Annotated in this window: 17 protein-coding genes; 9 read left to right on the top strand and 8 right to left on the bottom strand. The window is 71.4% G+C overall.

What is annotated here, in order from left to right; translation table 11 throughout:
• The first annotated feature begins 111 nt into the window (after positions 1-111).
• From CV755_RS26975 to CV755_RS26965, 3 genes are read left to right on the top strand one after another with little or no spacing between them, the layout of a single operon-like run.
• A complete protein-coding gene (locus CV755_RS26975; RefSeq protein WP_109282856.1) occupies positions 112-903 on the top strand; it encodes an SAM-dependent methyltransferase in 792 nt (263 codons plus the stop codon).
• Positions 904-943: 40 nt separating this feature from the next.
• Positions 944-1,783: a hypothetical protein gene (locus tag CV755_RS26970; RefSeq protein ID WP_109283545.1), complete on the top strand. Its 840-nt coding sequence runs from the start codon at positions 944-946 to the stop codon at positions 1,781-1,783.
• A gap of 60 nt (positions 1,784-1,843) precedes the next feature.
• A complete protein-coding gene (locus CV755_RS26965) occupies positions 1,844-2,878 on the top strand; it encodes a hypothetical protein (RefSeq protein ID WP_109282855.1) in 1,035 nt (344 codons plus the stop codon).
• Between the two features lie 93 nt (positions 2,879-2,971).
• On the opposite strand, the gene CV755_RS26960 is transcribed toward CV755_RS26965, so the two are convergent.
• A complete protein-coding gene (locus CV755_RS26960; protein ID WP_109282854.1) occupies positions 2,972-3,442 on the bottom strand; it encodes a hypothetical protein in 471 nt (156 codons plus the stop codon).
• Between the two features lie 211 nt (positions 3,443-3,653).
• Entirely contained in the window at positions 3,654-5,084 is a 1,431-nt protein-coding gene (pdxR, locus tag CV755_RS26955; protein WP_109282853.1) for a MocR-like pyridoxine biosynthesis transcription factor PdxR, read from the bottom strand.
• Between the two features lie 47 nt (positions 5,085-5,131).
• On the opposite strand from pdxR, the gene CV755_RS26950 reads away from it, so the two are divergent.
• The 3 genes from CV755_RS26950 to CV755_RS26940 are packed head-to-tail and all read left to right on the top strand — an operon-like array spanning position 5,132 to position 6,815.
• Positions 5,132-5,608, top strand: coding sequence for a carboxymuconolactone decarboxylase family protein (locus CV755_RS26950; RefSeq protein WP_241561409.1), 477 nt, complete (start codon positions 5,132-5,134; stop codon positions 5,606-5,608).
• A gap of 44 nt (positions 5,609-5,652) precedes the next feature.
• A complete protein-coding gene (locus CV755_RS26945) occupies positions 5,653-6,096 on the top strand; it encodes a carboxymuconolactone decarboxylase family protein (RefSeq protein WP_109282851.1) in 444 nt (147 codons plus the stop codon).
• On the top strand, positions 6,093-6,815 hold the full coding sequence (locus CV755_RS26940) for an isocitrate lyase/PEP mutase family protein (protein WP_109282850.1): 723 nt from the start codon (positions 6,093-6,095) through the stop codon (positions 6,813-6,815). Before CV755_RS26945 ends, CV755_RS26940 begins: the two co-directional genes overlap by 4 nt.
• A gap of 19 nt (positions 6,816-6,834) precedes the next feature.
• Here the strand turns inward: CV755_RS26940 and CV755_RS26935 are convergent, their stop codons facing one another.
• The 6 genes from CV755_RS26935 to CV755_RS26910 form a co-directional block, all read right to left on the bottom strand.
• The gene (locus CV755_RS26935) at positions 6,835-7,122 is read right to left on the bottom strand and encodes a hypothetical protein (protein ID WP_153068756.1); all 288 of its coding nucleotides are present in this window, start codon (positions 7,120-7,122) and stop codon (positions 6,835-6,837) included.
• On the bottom strand, positions 7,113-8,078 hold the full coding sequence (locus CV755_RS26930; RefSeq protein WP_109282848.1) for an ABC transporter substrate-binding protein: 966 nt from the start codon (positions 8,076-8,078) through the stop codon (positions 7,113-7,115). Before CV755_RS26930 ends, CV755_RS26935 begins: the two co-directional genes overlap by 10 nt.
• Positions 8,065-10,023: an ABC transporter permease subunit gene (locus tag CV755_RS26925; protein ID WP_109282847.1), complete on the bottom strand. Its 1,959-nt coding sequence runs from the start codon at positions 10,021-10,023 to the stop codon at positions 8,065-8,067. Before CV755_RS26925 ends, CV755_RS26930 begins: the two co-directional genes overlap by 14 nt.
• Positions 10,020-11,093 (bottom strand): quaternary amine ABC transporter ATP-binding protein, encoded by a 1,074-nt coding sequence (locus CV755_RS26920; RefSeq protein WP_193553485.1) that lies wholly within the window; start codon positions 11,091-11,093, stop codon positions 10,020-10,022. The genes CV755_RS26925 and CV755_RS26920 overlap by 4 nt, the downstream gene beginning before the upstream one ends.
• Positions 11,090-12,652 carry a GMC family oxidoreductase gene (locus CV755_RS26915; RefSeq protein WP_109282845.1) on the bottom strand — a complete coding sequence of 521 codons (1,563 nt, stop codon included), beginning with the start codon at positions 12,650-12,652 and terminating at the stop codon, positions 11,090-11,092. The genes CV755_RS26920 and CV755_RS26915 overlap by 4 nt, the downstream gene beginning before the upstream one ends.
• A gap of 61 nt (positions 12,653-12,713) precedes the next feature.
• A complete protein-coding gene (locus tag CV755_RS26910; protein ID WP_109282844.1) occupies positions 12,714-14,219 on the bottom strand; it encodes an aldehyde dehydrogenase family protein in 1,506 nt (501 codons plus the stop codon).
• A gap of 237 nt (positions 14,220-14,456) precedes the next feature.
• Here CV755_RS26910 and CV755_RS26905 point away from each other — a divergent pair, with 237 nt between their 5' ends.
• Genes CV755_RS26905 through CV755_RS26895 form a run of 3 tightly spaced genes read left to right on the top strand, consistent with a single transcriptional unit; the run spans position 14,457 to position 16,168 of the window.
• Positions 14,457-15,278, top strand: coding sequence for an NAD(P)H-binding protein (locus CV755_RS26905; RefSeq protein WP_109282843.1), 822 nt, complete (start codon positions 14,457-14,459; stop codon positions 15,276-15,278).
• Between the two features lie 34 nt (positions 15,279-15,312).
• A complete protein-coding gene (locus CV755_RS26900; protein WP_193553511.1) occupies positions 15,313-15,705 on the top strand; it encodes a helix-turn-helix domain-containing protein in 393 nt (130 codons plus the stop codon).
• 52 nt (positions 15,706-15,757) lie between these two features.
• Entirely contained in the window at positions 15,758-16,168 is a 411-nt protein-coding gene (locus CV755_RS26895) for a VOC family protein (RefSeq protein WP_109282842.1), read from the top strand.
• Positions 16,169-16,250 lie beyond the last annotated feature (82 nt).

Here is a 16,250-nt window from a genome sequence, read left to right as displayed (position 1 = left end):
CAACGGTATCCGGGTGTCGCTTTTACGCACCGGGCCGCTGATTGCCGCCGCGAGGGCCGGAGTTGGGGCAGCCTGGCGGCCTCGGTCTCACCGCACGAAAGGAACACCGATATGCCCGGACTCGACCCCGTGGCCGACACCGCCCTGCTCACCGCCGCCCTGCGCGGCCGCGAATCCACCCGCCCCGACCGGCTCTTCGACGATCCGCTGGCCGCCGTGCTGGCCGGGGACGCCGGGCGGGAGCTCATCGAGGAGTTCGGTGATGTGCCCGCGATCGCGGTGCGCACCCGCTACTTCGACGATCTGCTCACCGCCGTCACCACCGCCGAGGGCGGCCCCCGTCAACTGGCCCTGCTGGCCGCGGGCATGGACACCCGCGCCTACCGGCTGCCCTTCCCGGACGGCAGCACGGTCTTCGAGGCCGACCGGCCGGAGCTGCTCGCCCTCAAGGAGAAACGGCTGGCGGACGCGCCCGCGCCCCGCTGCCGCCGGGTCGCCGTCCCCGTGGACCTGGCCGCCGACTGGCCCACCGCCCTCACCGCGGCCGGTTTCCGGCCCGGGGAGCCCACCTGCTGGCTGGTCGAGGGGCTCACCCAGTACCTCCATGAGGCCGATGTACTGCGGCTGTTCGACCGGGTCACCGCGCTGTCCGCGCCCGGCAGCCATCTGCTGACCGACTTTGTGAGCGGGGAACTGCTGCGGGATCCGGCCTCCCGCCCCATGCTCGACGCAATGGCCGAGCGGGGCGCCGCCTGGCACTACGGCACCGACGACCCGGAGCCGCTGTTCTCCGCACGCGGCTGGCGGCTGGAGCGGGACGACTTCGCCGAGGTGGGCCGGGGTCTGGGCCGCTGGCCGGACGAGCCGGTGCCCAGCGGCCACCTGGTGCACGCGTTCCGCTGAGGACGCCGCCGGGCCTAGAGTCGGCGCCGTGATCCTCGGCATGCTCTGCGCTCTCGGCTCCGCGGTCTGCTTCGGCACCGCCTCCGTCCTCCAGGCCGTGGCCGCCCGGGCCGCCGCCCCCGGCAGCGGCTCCGGGGTGGACCCGGTGCTGCTGGTACGGGCGGCCCGCCAGTGGCGCTATCTGGCCGGACTGGCCCTGGACGGCCTGGGCTTCCTGCTGGAGCTGGTGGCCCTGCGCACCCTGCCGATCTACGCGGTGGGCGCGGCGCTGGCCGCCAGCCTGGCGGTGACGGCGGTGGTGGCGGCCGAGGTGCTCAAGGTACGGCTGCGCGGGGTGGAGTGGGCGGCGGTGGCCGTGGTCTGCGGCGGCCTGGCCATGCTGGGCCTGGCCTCGGGCGCGGAGGGCCACCGCACCGGCTCCCAGGCCCTGCGCCTGGGGGTGCTGGCGGTGGCCGCCGCGGTGCTGGGCATCGGCGCGCTGGGCGGCCGGCTGCCGGGGCGGGCCCGGGCGGCGGTGCTGGGACTGGGGGCGGGGCTGGGCTTCGGTGTGGTGGAGGTCGCGGTCCGGCTGATCGACGGCTTCTCTCCTGCCGAGTTGCTGGCCAACCCGGCTGTCTACGCCCTGCTGTTGGGCGGCGGGGCGGCGTTTCTGCTGCTCACCTCCGCCTTGCAGCGCGGCTCGGTGACGGCCGCCACGGCGGGGATGGTGATCGGGGAGACGGTGGGCCCGGCGCTGGTGGGCGTCGCCTGGCTGGGCGACCGCACCCGCGAGGGCCTGGCCCCACTGGCCATCGCGGGCTTCACCTTGGCGGTGCTGGGGGCACTGGCCCTGGCCCGCTTCGGGGAAGCGCCGGGCGCCTCCGGTGCGGATGCGGGCTAAGTACCCCTGGACGGCGTCCGATTGCCCGGTGTGGACAGCCCTCTGTCACACTCGGTCCAAATGAGATCGATAAATCAATTCAAGCCACTGTGGCTGGCCAGCACCGTCCTGGTGGCCGTCACTTCGATCGCGGGTTGCGGCGGCTCCGGGAGCGCGGGAGGCTCACAACCCGGCAAGGCGGCCGCCCTGCCCGACATCTCCGGACCGGAACCGTCAATTCCGCCACTGGCCAAGGGCGCTGACGAAGACCCGTCCAAGCCGCTCGACTTCAAGGGCGGCAGCGCCGCCATCCGGCCCGACGGTTCCATGACCTTCCCGCTGGACGCATATGACTCGGCGGCGGACGAGGCGCTGCTCGCCCAGGCCCAGACGGTGCTCGGTCAGCAGTGCATGCGCGCCAAGGGGCTGGAACTGCCCGCCTCGCTGAAGCTGGACAAAGGCCCTGAGCAGCCGGCTCCCTATGTGATTTTCGGCGTCATGGACCTGAAAACCGTAAAGGTCTCCGGCTACCGGGAGCCGTCCCCGGCCACCGCTCCGTCCCCCGCCCCATCGGCGAGTCCCGGGGCCGGGCAGCAGGCCGACGGCGATATTCCGCCGGCGGTGGCCCAGGCGTTCTTCGACGACCCCCGCAAGGGCAAGCTCGGCTGCGAGGGAGAAGCACGCGAGAAGCTGCTCGGCAAGAGTCCGGAAACGATGTTCACGCTGCTCCAGCAGTACCGGTCGGAGGCCCTCACCGCCGCTCAGGGCGACAGCCGGGTCCGGTCCGTGACAGCCAAGTGGAGTGCCTGCATGAAGGATTCCGGGTTCCTCTACCCGAATCCGCTGGCCCCCGGGCACGACCGGACGCTTCTGGGCCGGGGCCTGCCCACGCCGAAGGGAGCGAGCCTGCCGCCACCCTCCCCCGCCGAGATCGAGGTCGCCGTCACTGACATCAAGTGCAAGCGTCAGACGGGTTACTTGCAGACCATCGCGCTGGTCAACGCCGCCTATCAGCAGCAGATCAGCCGGAAGCAGGCCCAGCACCTGGACGAGATGCGGCAGCGGCAGCAGCGGAATACGGCAGCGGCCAGGAAGATCCTCGCGGGCGGCAAGTGAGAGCCGGAGCGACTGAGGCAGGGCCTGCCGAATCGATTCGACAAGCCCTTCCGGTCAATTGGCCGCGGGACTGCCGCCCGCGGCTGCCCGGGATCAGCGCCAGCGCTGGTTCTCGGACGAGTTGACGTCGTTGACGTTGGCGTAGATGCCGCCGTGGCCCTCGTCGTCCAGGATGTAACCGGTCTGACGGTTCTTCAGCTTCCAGCCCGAGGAGGTCGAGATCTCGTACCAGCGCTGCCACCAGTTCGTCTGGTCGGGACGGGCGTTGCAGCTTTCGGTGTACACCTGGCGGTAGTAGCCCGTCAGGCAGTTGCCGCCGCCGGGGGCCTCGTTGTAGCTGCCGTCACTGTTCTGGAAGTCGTACCAGTTGTACTGCCAGTCGGTCGTCCCCGGCGTGGCCCAGCCGCCCTTGACGTTGCCATTGCCGTCGTAAAGAAGGTAGTTACCCGTCTTGACGTTCTTCCACGTCACCCAGCCGTTCGCCTGGGCCGGTGCCGAAGCCACCGCCATCAGCACCGGGACTGCCACGGCAGCCATAAGCGTCTTGACCAACTTCTGCTTCACGCAGATTCCCTCCGTATGAGGGGATTCGGACGGCATGGAATACCCCCGCACCGCCGCCCCCGATCGCATGGCGGATGTTTCACGCCAAGGCGGCCGAGAATAACACCCATTGATCAACTTCTCGCGAACCCATCTCAGCACAGAACAGGGCTTGTTGGGACAGTACGGACGCCTAGGACAACCGTTGTGCCGGGCCGTCGGCCGCCGTCCCTCACCCCCCGGCGGAGCCCGGCAAGGCACGGAGCAACGCCTCCACCGCCCCCGAGAACGCATGCTCCGGCGGCGTCCCATAGGCCACGATCAGCCCGTCGAAAGCCCCCTCACCCTCCCCGCCGTACCGGAACCGCCCCAGCCCGTCCACCGCCAGCCCCTCCCAGGCCGCCGCCTGCAGGGTGGCCTGCTCCGTGCCCGGTGGCAGCCGGAGCACCACATGGAGCCCGGCCGCGATCCCGGTGACCCCGATATGCGGCGCCCGCTCGGCCAGCGCCGCCACCAGCTGGTCCCGCCGCCTGCGGTAGCGCAGCCGCATCGAGCGCACATGCCGGTCGTACGCCCCCGAGGTGAGGAACTCCGCCAGGGTCAGCTGGTCCAGCGCGCTGCCGCCCCACTCCCCCGTCCACTTGAGCTCCAGCACCTCCTCCACCAGGTGTTCCGGCAGCACCAGCCAGCCCATGCGCAGCGCGGGCGCCAGCGACTTGCTGGCCGTGCCGCAGTAGACGACCTGCTCCGGCGCCAGCCCCTGGAGCGCGCCGACCGGCTGCCGGTCGTAGCGGAACTCCCCGTCGTAGTCGTCCTCCAGGATCAGCCCGTCGGTCCGGGACGCCCACTCCACCACCGCCGACCGTCGGCCGGGGTGCAGCGGAACCCCGGTGGGGAACTGGTGGGCCGGGCTGAGCAGCACCGCCCGCAGCCCCGGGCGGCCGTCCAACTCCCCGACCACCGCGCCGTGTTGGTCCAGGGGCAGCGGGTATGGCGCCAGCCCCTCCCGCTCCAGGGTGCGGTGGTGCATCCACAGCCCGTACCGCTCCATCCCGATCTCCCGTATGCCGCGCGCCCGCAGCACCCGGCCCAGCAGGGCCAGGCCCTGCATAAAGCCGCCGCAGAGCACGATCCGTTCCGGGTCGGCCCGTACCCCGCGGGCCCGCGCCAGATAGTCGGCGAGCGCGGCCCGCAGCTCGGGGCGCCCCTGCCCGTTGCCATAGCCGAAGGCCGAGTGGGGGGCGGCGCCCAGGGCCCGGCGGGCGGCGGCCAGCCAGGCGGCGCGGGGGAAGGCGGACACATCCGGGGAGCCGGGCCGCAGATCGTATGCGGGCCCGGCGGCGGCCGGCGCCGGACGGGGCCGCCGGCCCGCCGGGCGGGGTGCCGGACGGGGCGCGACCCGGGTGCCGGAGCCCTGCCGGGCGGTCAGCCATCCCTCGGCGACCAGGTCGCCATAGGCGTCGGCGACGGTGTTACGGGCCAGCCCCAGGTCGGCGGCGAGCGAGCGGGAGGAGGGCAGCCGGGTGCCGGCCGCCAGCCGCCCGGAGCGCACCGCCTCCCGCAGGGCACGGATCAGCGCAGCCCGCACCCCGCCCGGACCGGTCAGGTCCAGATGCAGGTCAACGCCCGCCACCGCCGCCGAAGTGGCCCAGGAATCCGTCATGGGAATGGACCATACCGATGGGCCTGATGCGGCGTAGCGTCGGTGCCATGACGAACGCACACGGCCCGCGGATGCACTTCGCACGGCTCGCCCCCGAGGTCCACCGGGCGCTGGCCGGCGTCGAGGCCGCGGCCAAGAAGGACCTGGATCCCACCCTGGTCGAGCTGATCAAGATTCGTGCCTCGCAGCTCAATCGCTGTGCCTTCTGCATCGATATGCACACCAAGGACGCCCTGGCAGGCGGTGAGCGGCCGGAGCGCGTCCATCTGCTCAACGCCTGGGAGGAGGCGGCCGGTTATTACACCGACCGGGAGCGGGCCGCGCTCGCCCTCACCGAGGCGGTCACCGTGCTCACCGACGGCTTTGTCCCCGACGAGGTCTGGGCCCGCGCCGCCGAGCACTTCGAGGAGACCGAACTCGCCCATGTCCTCGGCGTGATCGTCGCCATCAACGCCTGGAACCGGATCGGCGTCACCACCCGGATGACCCCCGGTACCTACCGGGCGGCCCCGGTCAAGCACTGACCCCGCCGGGGAATCCCAGAACCCGAGAAAGTGAGAAGTCCGTCATGTCGTCGCCCCGTCAGGGCAAGCTGCCCGCCGAGGTCTACCAGGCGATGTACGCCGCAACCGGCGCCGCCAAGAAGGGCCTTGACCCCGCCCTGGTCGAACTCATCCTGATCCGCGCCTCGCAGCTCAACCACTGTGCCTACTGCATCGATATGCACATCAAGGACGCGCTGGCGGGCGGCGAGCGCGAGGAGCGCATCCATCTGCTGGCCGCCTGGGAGGAGGCCACCGGCATCTACACCGAGGCGGAGCGGGCCGCGCTCGCCCTCACCGAGGCGGTCACCGTGCTCACCGACGGCTTTGTCCCCGACGAGGTCTATGCCCGCGCCGCCGAGCACTTCGACCCCACCCAGCTCTCCCATCTGGTCTCGCTGATCGGCGTCATCAACTTCTGGAACCGCTTCAATGTCGCCTTCCGCACTCCCCCGGGACACCAGCGATGACCGCCGCCACGCTGCGCGCCCTGCATCACGGCCGGGCCACTGGTGATCCGCTGGTGCTGCCCGGCCCCTGGGACGCGGCCAGTGCCAGGGTCTTCGCCGAGGCCGGTTTCCCGGCCCTGGCCACGCCGAGCGCGGGGGTCTCGGCGGCGCTGGGGTACGAGGACGGCGAGGCACCGGCCGCCGAGATGTTCGCCGCCATCGCCCGTATCGTCCGGGCCGTACCGGTCCCGGTCACCGCGGATGTGGAGTCGGGCTACGGCCTGCCGCCGAAGGAGCTGGTGGAGCGGCTGCTGGAGACCGGCGCCGTGGGCTGCAACCTGGAGGACAGCGACCACCGCACCGGGCGGCTCAAGGACCCGGCGGAGCAGGCCGATTACCTGGCGGCGGTACGGGCCGAGGCGGGCGAGGCGCTGTTCATCAACGCCCGGGTGGACACCTTTCTGCACGGGGTGGCCGACCCCGGCCAGGCCCTGGACCGGGCCCGCCGCTACACCGAGGCCGGTGCCGACTGCCTCTACCCGATCCTGGCCCCGGCGGAGCAGCTGGCCGGGTTCGCGGCGGAGGTCACCCTCCCGGTGAACGCCCTCGCCCTGCCCACCGGCCCCTCGCCCCGGGAACTGGGTCAACTGGGCGCCACCCGGGTCACCTTCGGCGGAGGCCAGCACCACAAGTCCATGACGGCCCTGGCCGACAGCGCCCGGGAGCTGCGCGAAGCCTGACGCCAGGGCCGGTCCGCGGCTACCGGGCCATCCCCTTGAGCGACTCCAACTCGCCCCGCCACAGCCGGATATAGGCGATCAGCTGGGCCCGGTCGTCCGCCGGGACCGTGCGCTTGAGGGTGAGCAGGCGCATGGCACGCTCGCGCAGGCGGCCGCTCTCGGTCTCGTCGGGGGTGGCGTCGGCCAGGGCCAGGTACTGGCCGGCCAGCCGGGCCGCGGTCTCGGTGAAGATGTCGTGCACCACGGCGGTCCCGACGGTTTCATAGGGATCACTCGCGTCCTGACGACCTGTTGCCGTCACAACCATGCTTTCCACACCTCCGGATGTGTGTGAACCCATCGCTTGGCCGCCTCCTCCGCGGACAGCTTGTCCTCGGCCATCAGCTGGGCGACCTCGTTCTGGTCCTGTTTGGTCCAGTGGAATTTCTTCAGGAACCGGGCGGCCGCCCCGCCGTTGCGGGTGAAGCCGGCGTTGAAGAACTTCTTCAGGGGGGTGGTGGGATAGGCGCAGTCCACCGAGGAGGGGTCCTTGGTTCCCTTGGCGTCGCAGTCCGCGTTGTAGGGCGGCAACTTCACCTCCACCATGGGCACTTCGTTGAACAGCCACTGCGGCTCGTACCAGTAGGTCAGGAACGGCCGCTTCTCCTTGGCGAACTGCTTGATCTGGGTGATCTGGGCCGCCTCGGAACCGGCGAACACCACCTGGTAGTTCAGCTTGAGGTTGTTCACCAGCGCCTTGTCATGGGTGACATAGGACGGCGAACCGTCCAGCAGCTGGCCCTTGCCGCCGCTTTCCGGGGTGTGCAGTTGGCCGGCGTATTTGTTCAGGTTCTTCCAGTCGGTGACATCGGGGTGGGCGTCGGCGAAGTACTTGGGCACCCACCAGCCGATATGGCCGGTGACGCCCAGCTGTCCGCCGTCCACCACCGTCTTCTTGTCGGTCACATAGCGCTTTTCCTGGTCGGGGTGGCCCCAGTCCTCCAGAATGGCGTCCACCCGGCCCTGGCTGAGCGCGTCCCAGGCGGGCACCTCGTCCACCTGCACGGTGTCCACCCGGTAGCCGAGTTCATGCTCCAACAGGTATTGCGCCACCGCGGCGTTGGCCCGGGCGCCCACCCAGGACTGCACGGAGAGGGTGACGCTCTTGATGCCCGCGGCATTGGCGTAGGGCGAGCCCTGCTTGGTCATATCGGCGGCACCGCAGCCGGTGACGGCCAGCAGGCCGAGCGCGGCGGCGGCGATCAGGGTCTTACGAGGACGCATCGCGCGCTCCCTTCGTCGGCTGGGTGACCCGGTCCAGCATCAGTCCCAGACAGGCGATGGACACCCCGGCCACCAGGCCGGTGGCCAGGTCGCCCTGGGCCAGGCCGAAGACCACGTCGTAGCCGAGGGCCCCGCCGCCGACCAGGCCGCCGATGATGACCACGGACAGCACCAGCACCACGGCCTGGTTGACGGCCAGCAGCAACTCCGCGCGGGCCAGCGGGAACTGGACGTGCAGCAGTTGCTGCCCGCTGGTGGCGCCGAGCGAGCGGGACGACTCCATGGCCGAGGGGTCGGCCCGGCGCAGCCCCTGGCCCGCGATGCGGATCACGGCGGGCAGCGCATAGACCACGGCCGCGGCGGCGGCCGGGGCCCGGCCCACGCCGAACAGGGCGACCACCGGGATGAGGTAGACAAACTGCGGCATGGTCTGGAAGACGTCCAGTACCGGGCGCAGCAGCCGTTCCACCCGGGTGCTGCGGGCGACGGCGACGGCCACCGCAAAGCCGATCAGCAGGGTGACGGCCACGGCGGCCAGCACCTGGGAGAGGGTGTCCATGGCGGCGTCCCAGCGGCCCAGTACGCCGATGGCGGCGAGGGAGAGCACGGCGGTGAGGGTGGTGCGCCAGGTGCCGATGGGCCAGGCGAGGAGGGCGGCCAGGAGGAGGGCGGCCCACCAGGGAAGGGCCTGGAGGCCGTCCCGGAGCGGGTCCAGGACCCAGCCGGTGTAGTGGGCGGCCCAGTCGGCGGTGCCGCCGATGCCGGGGATGCCGCTGTAGAGGTGGTCCACCATCCAGTCCTTGGCCCGGTTGACCGGGGCCGCGATGGTGACGGTCCAGCCGTCGGGCCAGGTCCGGGTACGGGTCAGCGCACAGCCGACGACCACGGCGGCGGCCAGCGCCCAGCCGGCCGCGATCCGGGCGCGGCCCGGGGCGGGGCGCGGGCCGGGGCCGGTGCCGCCACCGGTGATCCGGTCCAGCACGACCGCCAGCAGCACGATCGGGATGCCCGCGGCGAGGGCCGCGCCCACATCCACCGTGGACAGGGCCTGGTAGACGCGGTCGCCCAGGCCGTCCGCGCCGATCACCGAGGCGATCACGGCCATGGACAGCGCCATCATGATGGTCTGGTTGACGCCCAGCAGCAGCTGCCGGCGGGCCAGCGGGAGCCGGGCGGTGAGCAGCCGCTGGGTGCCGGTGGCGCCCAGGGACTCCACCGCCTCCAGCACGCCCCGGTCCGTGGAGCGCAGGCCCAGCGCGGTGAGCCGCGCCATCGGCGGGGCGGCATAGACCACGGTGGCCAGCACCGCGGGGGCCACACCGATGCCGAAGACCAGCACCACGGGCAGCAGATAGGCGAAGGCGGGCAGTGCCTGCATGGTGTCCAGGACCGGCCGCAGCAGGCGGAACACCCGCTCCGAGAGCCCGGCGGCCAGTCCCAGCAGCGCGCCCACCACAATGGACGCGGCCACCGCGACGATCATCAGGGCCAGGGTGCGCATGGTGGGCACCCACATGCCCAGCAGGCCGCACACCGAGAAGGAGACCAGCGCCGTGACGGCGGCCTTCATCCCGGCGGCCCGCCAGGCGATCAGTCCGGCCGCCGCGGTGACCCCGGCCCAGCCCAGGGCCAGCAGCACCAGATAGACGGCCCGGACCGAGCCGATGATGGCCTCGCTGATATAGCCGAAGAAGTACAGGAAGACCCAGTGGCTGTCGCGGTTGTCCACGATCCAGTCATTGGCCCGGCCCAGCGGACCGGTCAGCGAGACGGTCAGCTGGTGCGGCCAACTGCCGCTGCCCCACAGGGAGTTGGCGACGGGAGCCAGCAGCGCCCCGGCCAGCAGCACGGCCAGCACCTTGCGGGCGGCGGGCCGGCGCAGCAGCCGGGCGGCGGCGGCCGGCAGGACGGCCACGGGGGAAGTGGTGGTACCGGTGATGCTCATGCCGCGGCTTTCTCGATCCGTTCCCGGCCGTCCAGCCCGGCGACCACCCGCAGCAGGCACTCGGAGTCCACCATGCCCACACACCGGCCGCGCTCCACCACCCGGGCCGGGCCGCCGTCCCGGGCGACCAGCTCGATGGCGTCGGCGACGGTGGTGCCGGGGCCGAGCGCGGGGCCGCTGTCCGCCTCGCCCCGGGCGGCCGGCCGCATGGCCCGGCGCACGGTGATCACTTGCTCGCGCGGTACATCGCGGACGAAGTCGCGGACATAGTCGTCGGCCGGGGAGCCGACGATCTCCTCCGGGGTGCCGCACTGCACCAGGCGGCCGCCGCGCAGCAGCGCGATCCGGTCGCCGACGCGCAGCGCCTCGGAGAGGTCATGGGTGATGAAGACCATGGTGCGGCCCTCGTCCCGGTGCAGCCGGACCACCTCGTCCTGCATATCCCGGCGGATCAGCGGGTCCAGGGCGCTGAAGGGCTCGTCGAACAGCAGCACTTCGGGGTCGGCGGCCAGGGCGCGGGCCAGGCCGACGCGCTGCTGCTGGCCGCCGGAGAGCTGGGTGGGGCGGCGCAGTTCCAGCCCGCCCAGGCCCACCTTGTCCACCATCTCGGCGGCCTTGGCGCGGCGTTGGGCCTTGGCCATGCCCTGGATCTCCAGGCCGTAGGCGACATTGTCCAGCACGGTGCGGTGCGGCAGCAGGCCGAAGTGCTGGAAGACCATGGCGGCGCGGTGTCTGCGCAGCTCGCGCAGCGCGTTCTTGTCCATGGCGCAGACGTCCTCGCCATCGATGGCGATGGTGCCGCTGGTGGGCTCTATCAGCCGGGTGAGGCAGCGCACCAGGGTGGACTTGCCGGAGCCGGACAGGCCCATCACCACAAAGACCTCGCCGGGCCGGACATCGAAGGAGATATCGCGGACGGCGACGGTGCAGCCGGTGCGGCTGCGCAGTTCCTCGGGTTCCAGGTCGGCCAGTTCGCTGCCGGGGACGCGTCCGGCCTTGGGGCCGAAGACCTTCCAGAGGTCGCGTACGGAGAAGACGGGCCGGCCGGTGCTACTACCGGAAGCGGTCACTTGGCGTCCCCCTTCCCATCGGGGCGCCGGACAAGCAGTTCGGCGCACTTCTCCCCCACCATCAGCACCCCGATCATCGGGTTGACCGCGGGCATGGTCGGGAAGACCGAGGCGTCGGCTATCCGCACACCCTCCAGGCCGCGTATCCGCAACTGCGGGTCCACCACGGCCAGTTCATCGTCCTCGGCGCCCATCCGGCAGGTGCCCGCCGGGTGGTAGACGGTGTGCGCGACCTTGCGCGCGTACTCGCTGAGCTCCTCGTCGCCGGTGATCTCCGGTCCCGGGCACACCTCGCGCTTGAGCCAGCCGGCCAGCGGCTCGGTGGCGGCTATCTTCCGGGCCAGGCGGATGCCGTCCACCAGGGTACGGGCGTCATAGTCCGCCTCGTCCGTGAAGTAGCGGAAGTCCAGGGCGGGCTTGACGGCGGGGTCGGCGCTGGTGAGGTAGAGCCGGCCGCGGCTGCGCGGCTTGGGGATGTTGGGGGTCATCGACACCCCGTGCTCGGGCTTCCGATAGCCCAGCCGCTCGGGGTTGTCGGTGAAGGGGATCTGGTAGAAGTGGAACATCAGATCCGGCCCGTTGGAGGCCGGGTCCCGGCGGACGAACAGGCCCGCGTCGGAGTCCATCGCCGAGTTCTCCGGGATGGGGCCCTCGGTCTCCCAGACGATCACCGACTCCGGGTGGTCCAGCAGATTCTCGCCCACGCCCGGCAGATCATGGACGGCCTCGATGCCCAGGGCGGTCAGATCGCCCTTGGGGCCGATGCCGGAGTGCAGCAGCAGCCGGGGGGTGTCCACCGCGCCCGCGCAGAGCACCACTTCGCGCCGGGCCCGGACCAGCAGCTCGGTGCCGTCCTGGGCACGGGCGCGGACGCCGGTGGCCCGGTTGCCGTCCAGCTCCAGCTTGTGCACCCAAGTCTCCAGCAGGATGCGGAGGTTGGGGCGGTCGCCGGCCTCGATATGCGGGTGGAGGTAGGCGACGGAGGCGGAGGAGCGCTTGTTGTTCTCCGGGTGGTAGGCCAGGTCGAAGAAGCCGACGCCCTCATGGAAGGGCTTCTTGTTGAAGCCCTCCACCCGGGGCACATCGGCGGCCCGCTGGGCGGCCTCCACAAAGTCGCGGGCGATGGCGTTGCGGTCCTTCTCGTCCACCGGGACGATGTTGTTGCGCAGCCGGCCGAAGTAGGGGTCCATGGACTCGGCGTCCCAGCCCTCGGCACCGGCCTCGGCCCACTCGTTCCAGTCGCCGGGCAGCGGCTTGAAGGAGATCAGGGTGTTGTGCGAGGAGCAGCCGCCGAGCACTCTGGCCCGGCTGTGCCGGATATGCGAATTGCCGCGCGGCTGGGGGGTGGTGGGGTAGTCGTAGTCCAGTTCACCGCCGAGCAGGCCGAGCCAGCGGCGCAGCGTCAGCACCTCGGGGCGGTCGATGTCGGAGGGGCCGCCCTCGATGACCACGACGCTGGTTCCGGGGTCCTCGGTGAGCCGGGAGGCGATCACCGAGCCTGCGGTGCCGCCGCCGACCACGACATAGTCGGCCTCGATCTTTTCCACTGCGGGGGACATGGGTGGTTCTCCTGTGCTGGATCGGACGATCGGACGTGAGTTGGCCGGCCGGGGGCGTTCGCTAGCCGGCGAACCAGCGCACCGGACGGGGCGCCAGGTTCTGGTAGATGTGCTTGGCCTCCCGGTACTCGGCAAGACCGGAGGGGCCCAGCTCGCGTCCGATGCCGGACTTGCCGAAGCCGCCCCACTCCGCCTGGGGCAGGTAGGGGTGGTAGTCGTTGATCCATACGGTGCCGTGGCGCAGCCGCCCGGCGACCCGGCGGGCACGGCCCGCGTCCTTGGTCCAGACGGCGCCCGCCAGCCCGTACTCGGTGTCATTGGCGAGGGCGACCGCCTCCTCCTCGGTGCGGAAGGTCTCCACGGTGAGGATGGGGCCGAAGGTCTCCTCCCGGACCACCTTCATCCCGCGGTTGCAGCGGTCCAGCACGGTGGGCTCATAGAAGTAGCCGGTGGCGGGCCGCTCTTCGGCCGGTTCCGGCCGGGAGCCGCCGCAGCGCAGTACGGCGCCCTCCCGCAGGGCGGAAGCCACATATCCCTCCACCTTGGCCAGCTGCTCGGCGGAGACCAGGGGGCCGCACTCCACGCCCTTCTCGGTGCCCCGGCCCAGGCGGATCTTCTGGGCGCGGCGGGCGAGTTCGGCGACAAAGCGCTCACGCACCGACTGCTCGACGATCAGCCGGGAACCGGCCGAGCAGACCTGGCCGCTGTGGATGAACGCGGCGTTGAGGGCCTGGTCCACGGCGGTGTCGAAGTCCTCGTCGGTGGCGCAGGCATCGGCGAAGACCACATTGGGGTTTTTGCCGCCCAGTTCCAGGGCCACCTTCTTCACCGAGGGGGCGGCGGCCTGCATCACCCTGGTGCCGCTGGCCAGTCCGCCGGTGAAGGAGACCAGATCCACCTGGGGGTGCTCGGCGAACCGGGCGCCCACCGGGTCACCGGGGCCGGTGACGATATTGGCCACCCCGGCCGGGAGCCCGGCCTCGGCCAGCAGCCGGATCAGATGGGCGGTGGACAGCGGGGTGATCTCGCTGGGCTTGATCACAAAGGTGTTGCCCGCGGCCAGCGCCGGGGCGATCTTCCAACTGGCCTGGAGCAGCGGATAGTTCCATGGGGTGATCAGGGCGCATACGCCGACCGGCTCATGCACCACGACGCTGTGCACCTGGTCACTGCCGGCGTCCACCACCCGGCCGCCGCCCTCATTGACCACCAGGTCGGCGAAGTAGCGGAAGGCATTGGTGACGTCATCGACGTCAACCCGCCCTTCTTCCAGGGTCTTTCCGGTGTCCCGGCTCTCGGTGAGCGCGATCTCCTCACGGTCGCGCTGGAGCAGCTCGGCCACCCGCCGCAGCAGGGCGGCCCGTTCGGCGACCGGGGTGTGCGGCCAGGGCCCCTGGTCAAAGGCGCGCCGGGCGGCGGCGATCGCCGCGTCGGCGTCCTCGGCACCGCCTTCGGAGACCACGGCGAGGGTCGTGCCATCGGCGGGGTCCAGCACCTCCCGCCGCGTACCGGCCGCGGCGGCGCGCCAGACACCGTCGATATGGATCGTCTCGACGTGGCGTGTCATTCCTCTGTCCTCCGGTGGTGTGCTCTGCCGTTATCGACGAACGGGCGCTCGACAACGGGCGGCGCCTAACCAGAAGCGCGGAACGTATGCCCTTTTCTTCGCGAAACGTGACCTGAATCACTTAACTCGCTCGCTGTCACGGGGTGGTTACGGCAATCGCGCCGCCGAGACGCCCGCATATGCGCGAGAGCGCGAGGACCATGGGCCGCCCCACCCACTCCGCGATTCGCTGAGACCATGACCGAACAGCCCATCCTCGTCCTCGGCGGGACCGGCAAGACCGGCCGCAAGGTGGCCCGGCAGCTGGCCGCCCGCGGCCTGGCCGTCCGCATCGGCTCCCGCTCCGCGACCCCCGCCTTCGACTGGCAGTCCCCGGCCACCTGGCCGGCCGCGCTGGACGGCGTTCGCGCCGTCTATGTCAGCTACCAGCCCGACCTGGGCTTTCCGGGCGCCCGGGAAACCATCGGCGCCTTCGCCGAGACCGCCGTCGCCTCGGGTGCCCGGCGCCTGGTGCTGCTCTCCGGCCGCGGCGAGGAGGGCGCGCAGGCGAGCGAACGCGCCCTCCAGGACTCCGGCGCCGACTGGACCGTGCTGCGGGCCGGCTGGTTCAACCAGAACTTCAGCGAGGGCTTCTTCCTGGACGCCATCCGCGCCGGGGAACTGGCCCTGCCCACCGGCGACGCCGTCGAAGCCTTTGTGGACACCGGGGACATCGCCGAGGTGGCGGTGGCCGCACTCACCGACGACCGCCATATCGGCGAGACCTACGAACTCTCCGGCCCGCGCCTGCTCGGCTTCCACGAGGTGACCGCCGAACTCTCCAGGGCCACCGGCCGCGACATCCGCTATCTCCCCATTCCCGAGGAGTCCTTCCGCGCCTTCCTCGCCGACAATCAGCTCCCGCCGGAATTCGCCGACCTGCTCGCCCTGATCACCGACGGCCGTAACGCACAGGTTGTGGACGGAGTGCGGCGCGTACTGGGCCGTGCGCCGCGCGACTTCGCGGACTTCGCCCGCGATGCGGCCGCGTCCGGCGTCTGGGCGGCCACCGGCCACTGACCCACCGGGCCGGGGGCCATGATGAGATGGCGTGGTGAGCCGCGCCGTCGAAGTGACCAACCGCCTGATGCTGCGGGCCCGGGACGCCATGGACCGGGCCTATGCGCAGCCCCTGGACATCCCGGCGCTGGCCCGGATCGCCCATGTCTCCGAGGCGCACTTCACCCGTACCTTCCGGGCCACCTTCGGTGAGACACCGCACCGCTATCTGCAACGCCGCCGGGTGGAGCGGGCGATGTTCCTGCTGCGGGAGACCGACCACAGCATCACCGACATCTGCTTCGAGGTCGGCTTCGGCAGCCCGGGAACCTTCAGCCGCACCTTCAGCGCGATCACCGGCCGGTCACCGAGGGCGTACCGCAAGGAGACCGCGGGCCTGCCCGTCCCCACCTGCTTCACCATGGCCTGGACCCGGCCCAGCGACTGACCGAGCAGTTTTGGATAAGTTTCCGCGCCGCCCGGCCACTAGCGTTGCCACCATGTTCACCAACATCACCCAGTCCCAGATTTACGTCCTCGACCAGGACGAGGCCCTTGACTTCTATGTCGGCAAGCTCGGCCTGGAGGTCGCCGCCGACGTCCAGCTGGGCTTTATGCGCTGGCTGACCGTCTGCGTCCCCGGCCACCCCGAGCGCCAGATCCTGCTGGAGAAGCCGGGCCCCCCGGCGATGTCCGAGGAAACGGCCGAGCAGGTCCGCGAGTTGGTCACCAAGGGTGCCATGGGCGGCTGGCTCATCCTGCACACGGACGACTGCCGCAAGACCTACCAGACCCTGCTGGAACAGGGCGTGGAGTTCACCGAGGAGCCCACCGAGCGCCCCTACGGCATGGACTGCGGCCTCCGCGACCCCTTCGGCAACCGCCTCCGCTTCACCCAGCCCAAGGGCTGAGGGGGTGCGGTCGGGGGGCGCCCATCAGGGGCGCGGGGCCGCCGCATATGCGGCTCCGCCGCGCGGGCGCGACCAGCCACAC

This window comes from Streptomyces orinoci, from assembly GCF_003121295.1.
Classification (GTDB): domain Bacteria; phylum Actinomycetota; class Actinomycetes; order Streptomycetales; family Streptomycetaceae; genus Streptomyces; species Streptomyces orinoci.
The sequence above is the reverse complement of the archived record's forward strand: the minus strand, read 5'-3'. Positions and strand labels throughout refer to the sequence as shown.

Bases quoted from the DNA above. Each gene is read 5' to 3' on its own strand.
- CV755_RS26950 (WP_241561409.1), top strand. From the start codon at position 5,132: ATGACGAACGCACACGGCCCGCGGATGCACTTCGCACGGCTCGCCCCC.
- CV755_RS26975 (WP_109282856.1), top strand. From the start codon at position 112: ATGCCCGGACTCGACCCCGTGGCCGACACCGCCCTGCTCACCGCCGCC.
- CV755_RS26915 (WP_109282845.1), bottom strand. From the start codon at position 12,652: ATGTCCCCCGCAGTGGAAAAGATCGAGGCCGACTATGTCGTGGTCGGC.
- CV755_RS26945 (WP_109282851.1), top strand. From the start codon at position 5,653: ATGTCGTCGCCCCGTCAGGGCAAGCTGCCCGCCGAGGTCTACCAGGCG.
- CV755_RS26925 (WP_109282847.1), bottom strand. From the start codon at position 10,023: ATGAGCATCACCGGTACCACCACTTCCCCCGTGGCCGTCCTGCCGGCC.
- pdxR (WP_109282853.1), bottom strand. From the start codon at position 5,084: ATGACGGATTCCTGGGCCACTTCGGCGGCGGTGGCGGGCGTTGACCTG.
- CV755_RS26970 (WP_109283545.1), top strand. From the start codon at position 944: ATGCTCTGCGCTCTCGGCTCCGCGGTCTGCTTCGGCACCGCCTCCGTC.
- CV755_RS26910 (WP_109282844.1), bottom strand. From the start codon at position 14,219: ATGACACGCCACGTCGAGACGATCCATATCGACGGTGTCTGGCGCGCC.
- CV755_RS26940 (WP_109282850.1), top strand. From the start codon at position 6,093: ATGACCGCCGCCACGCTGCGCGCCCTGCATCACGGCCGGGCCACTGGT.
- CV755_RS26935 (WP_153068756.1), bottom strand. From the start codon at position 7,122: ATGGTTGTGACGGCAACAGGTCGTCAGGACGCGAGTGATCCCTATGAA.
- CV755_RS26965 (WP_109282855.1), top strand. From the start codon at position 1,844: ATGAGATCGATAAATCAATTCAAGCCACTGTGGCTGGCCAGCACCGTC.
- CV755_RS26930 (WP_109282848.1), bottom strand. From the start codon at position 8,078: ATGCGTCCTCGTAAGACCCTGATCGCCGCCGCCGCGCTCGGCCTGCTG.
- CV755_RS26895 (WP_109282842.1), top strand. From the start codon at position 15,758: ATGTTCACCAACATCACCCAGTCCCAGATTTACGTCCTCGACCAGGAC.
- CV755_RS26905 (WP_109282843.1), top strand. From the start codon at position 14,457: ATGACCGAACAGCCCATCCTCGTCCTCGGCGGGACCGGCAAGACCGGC.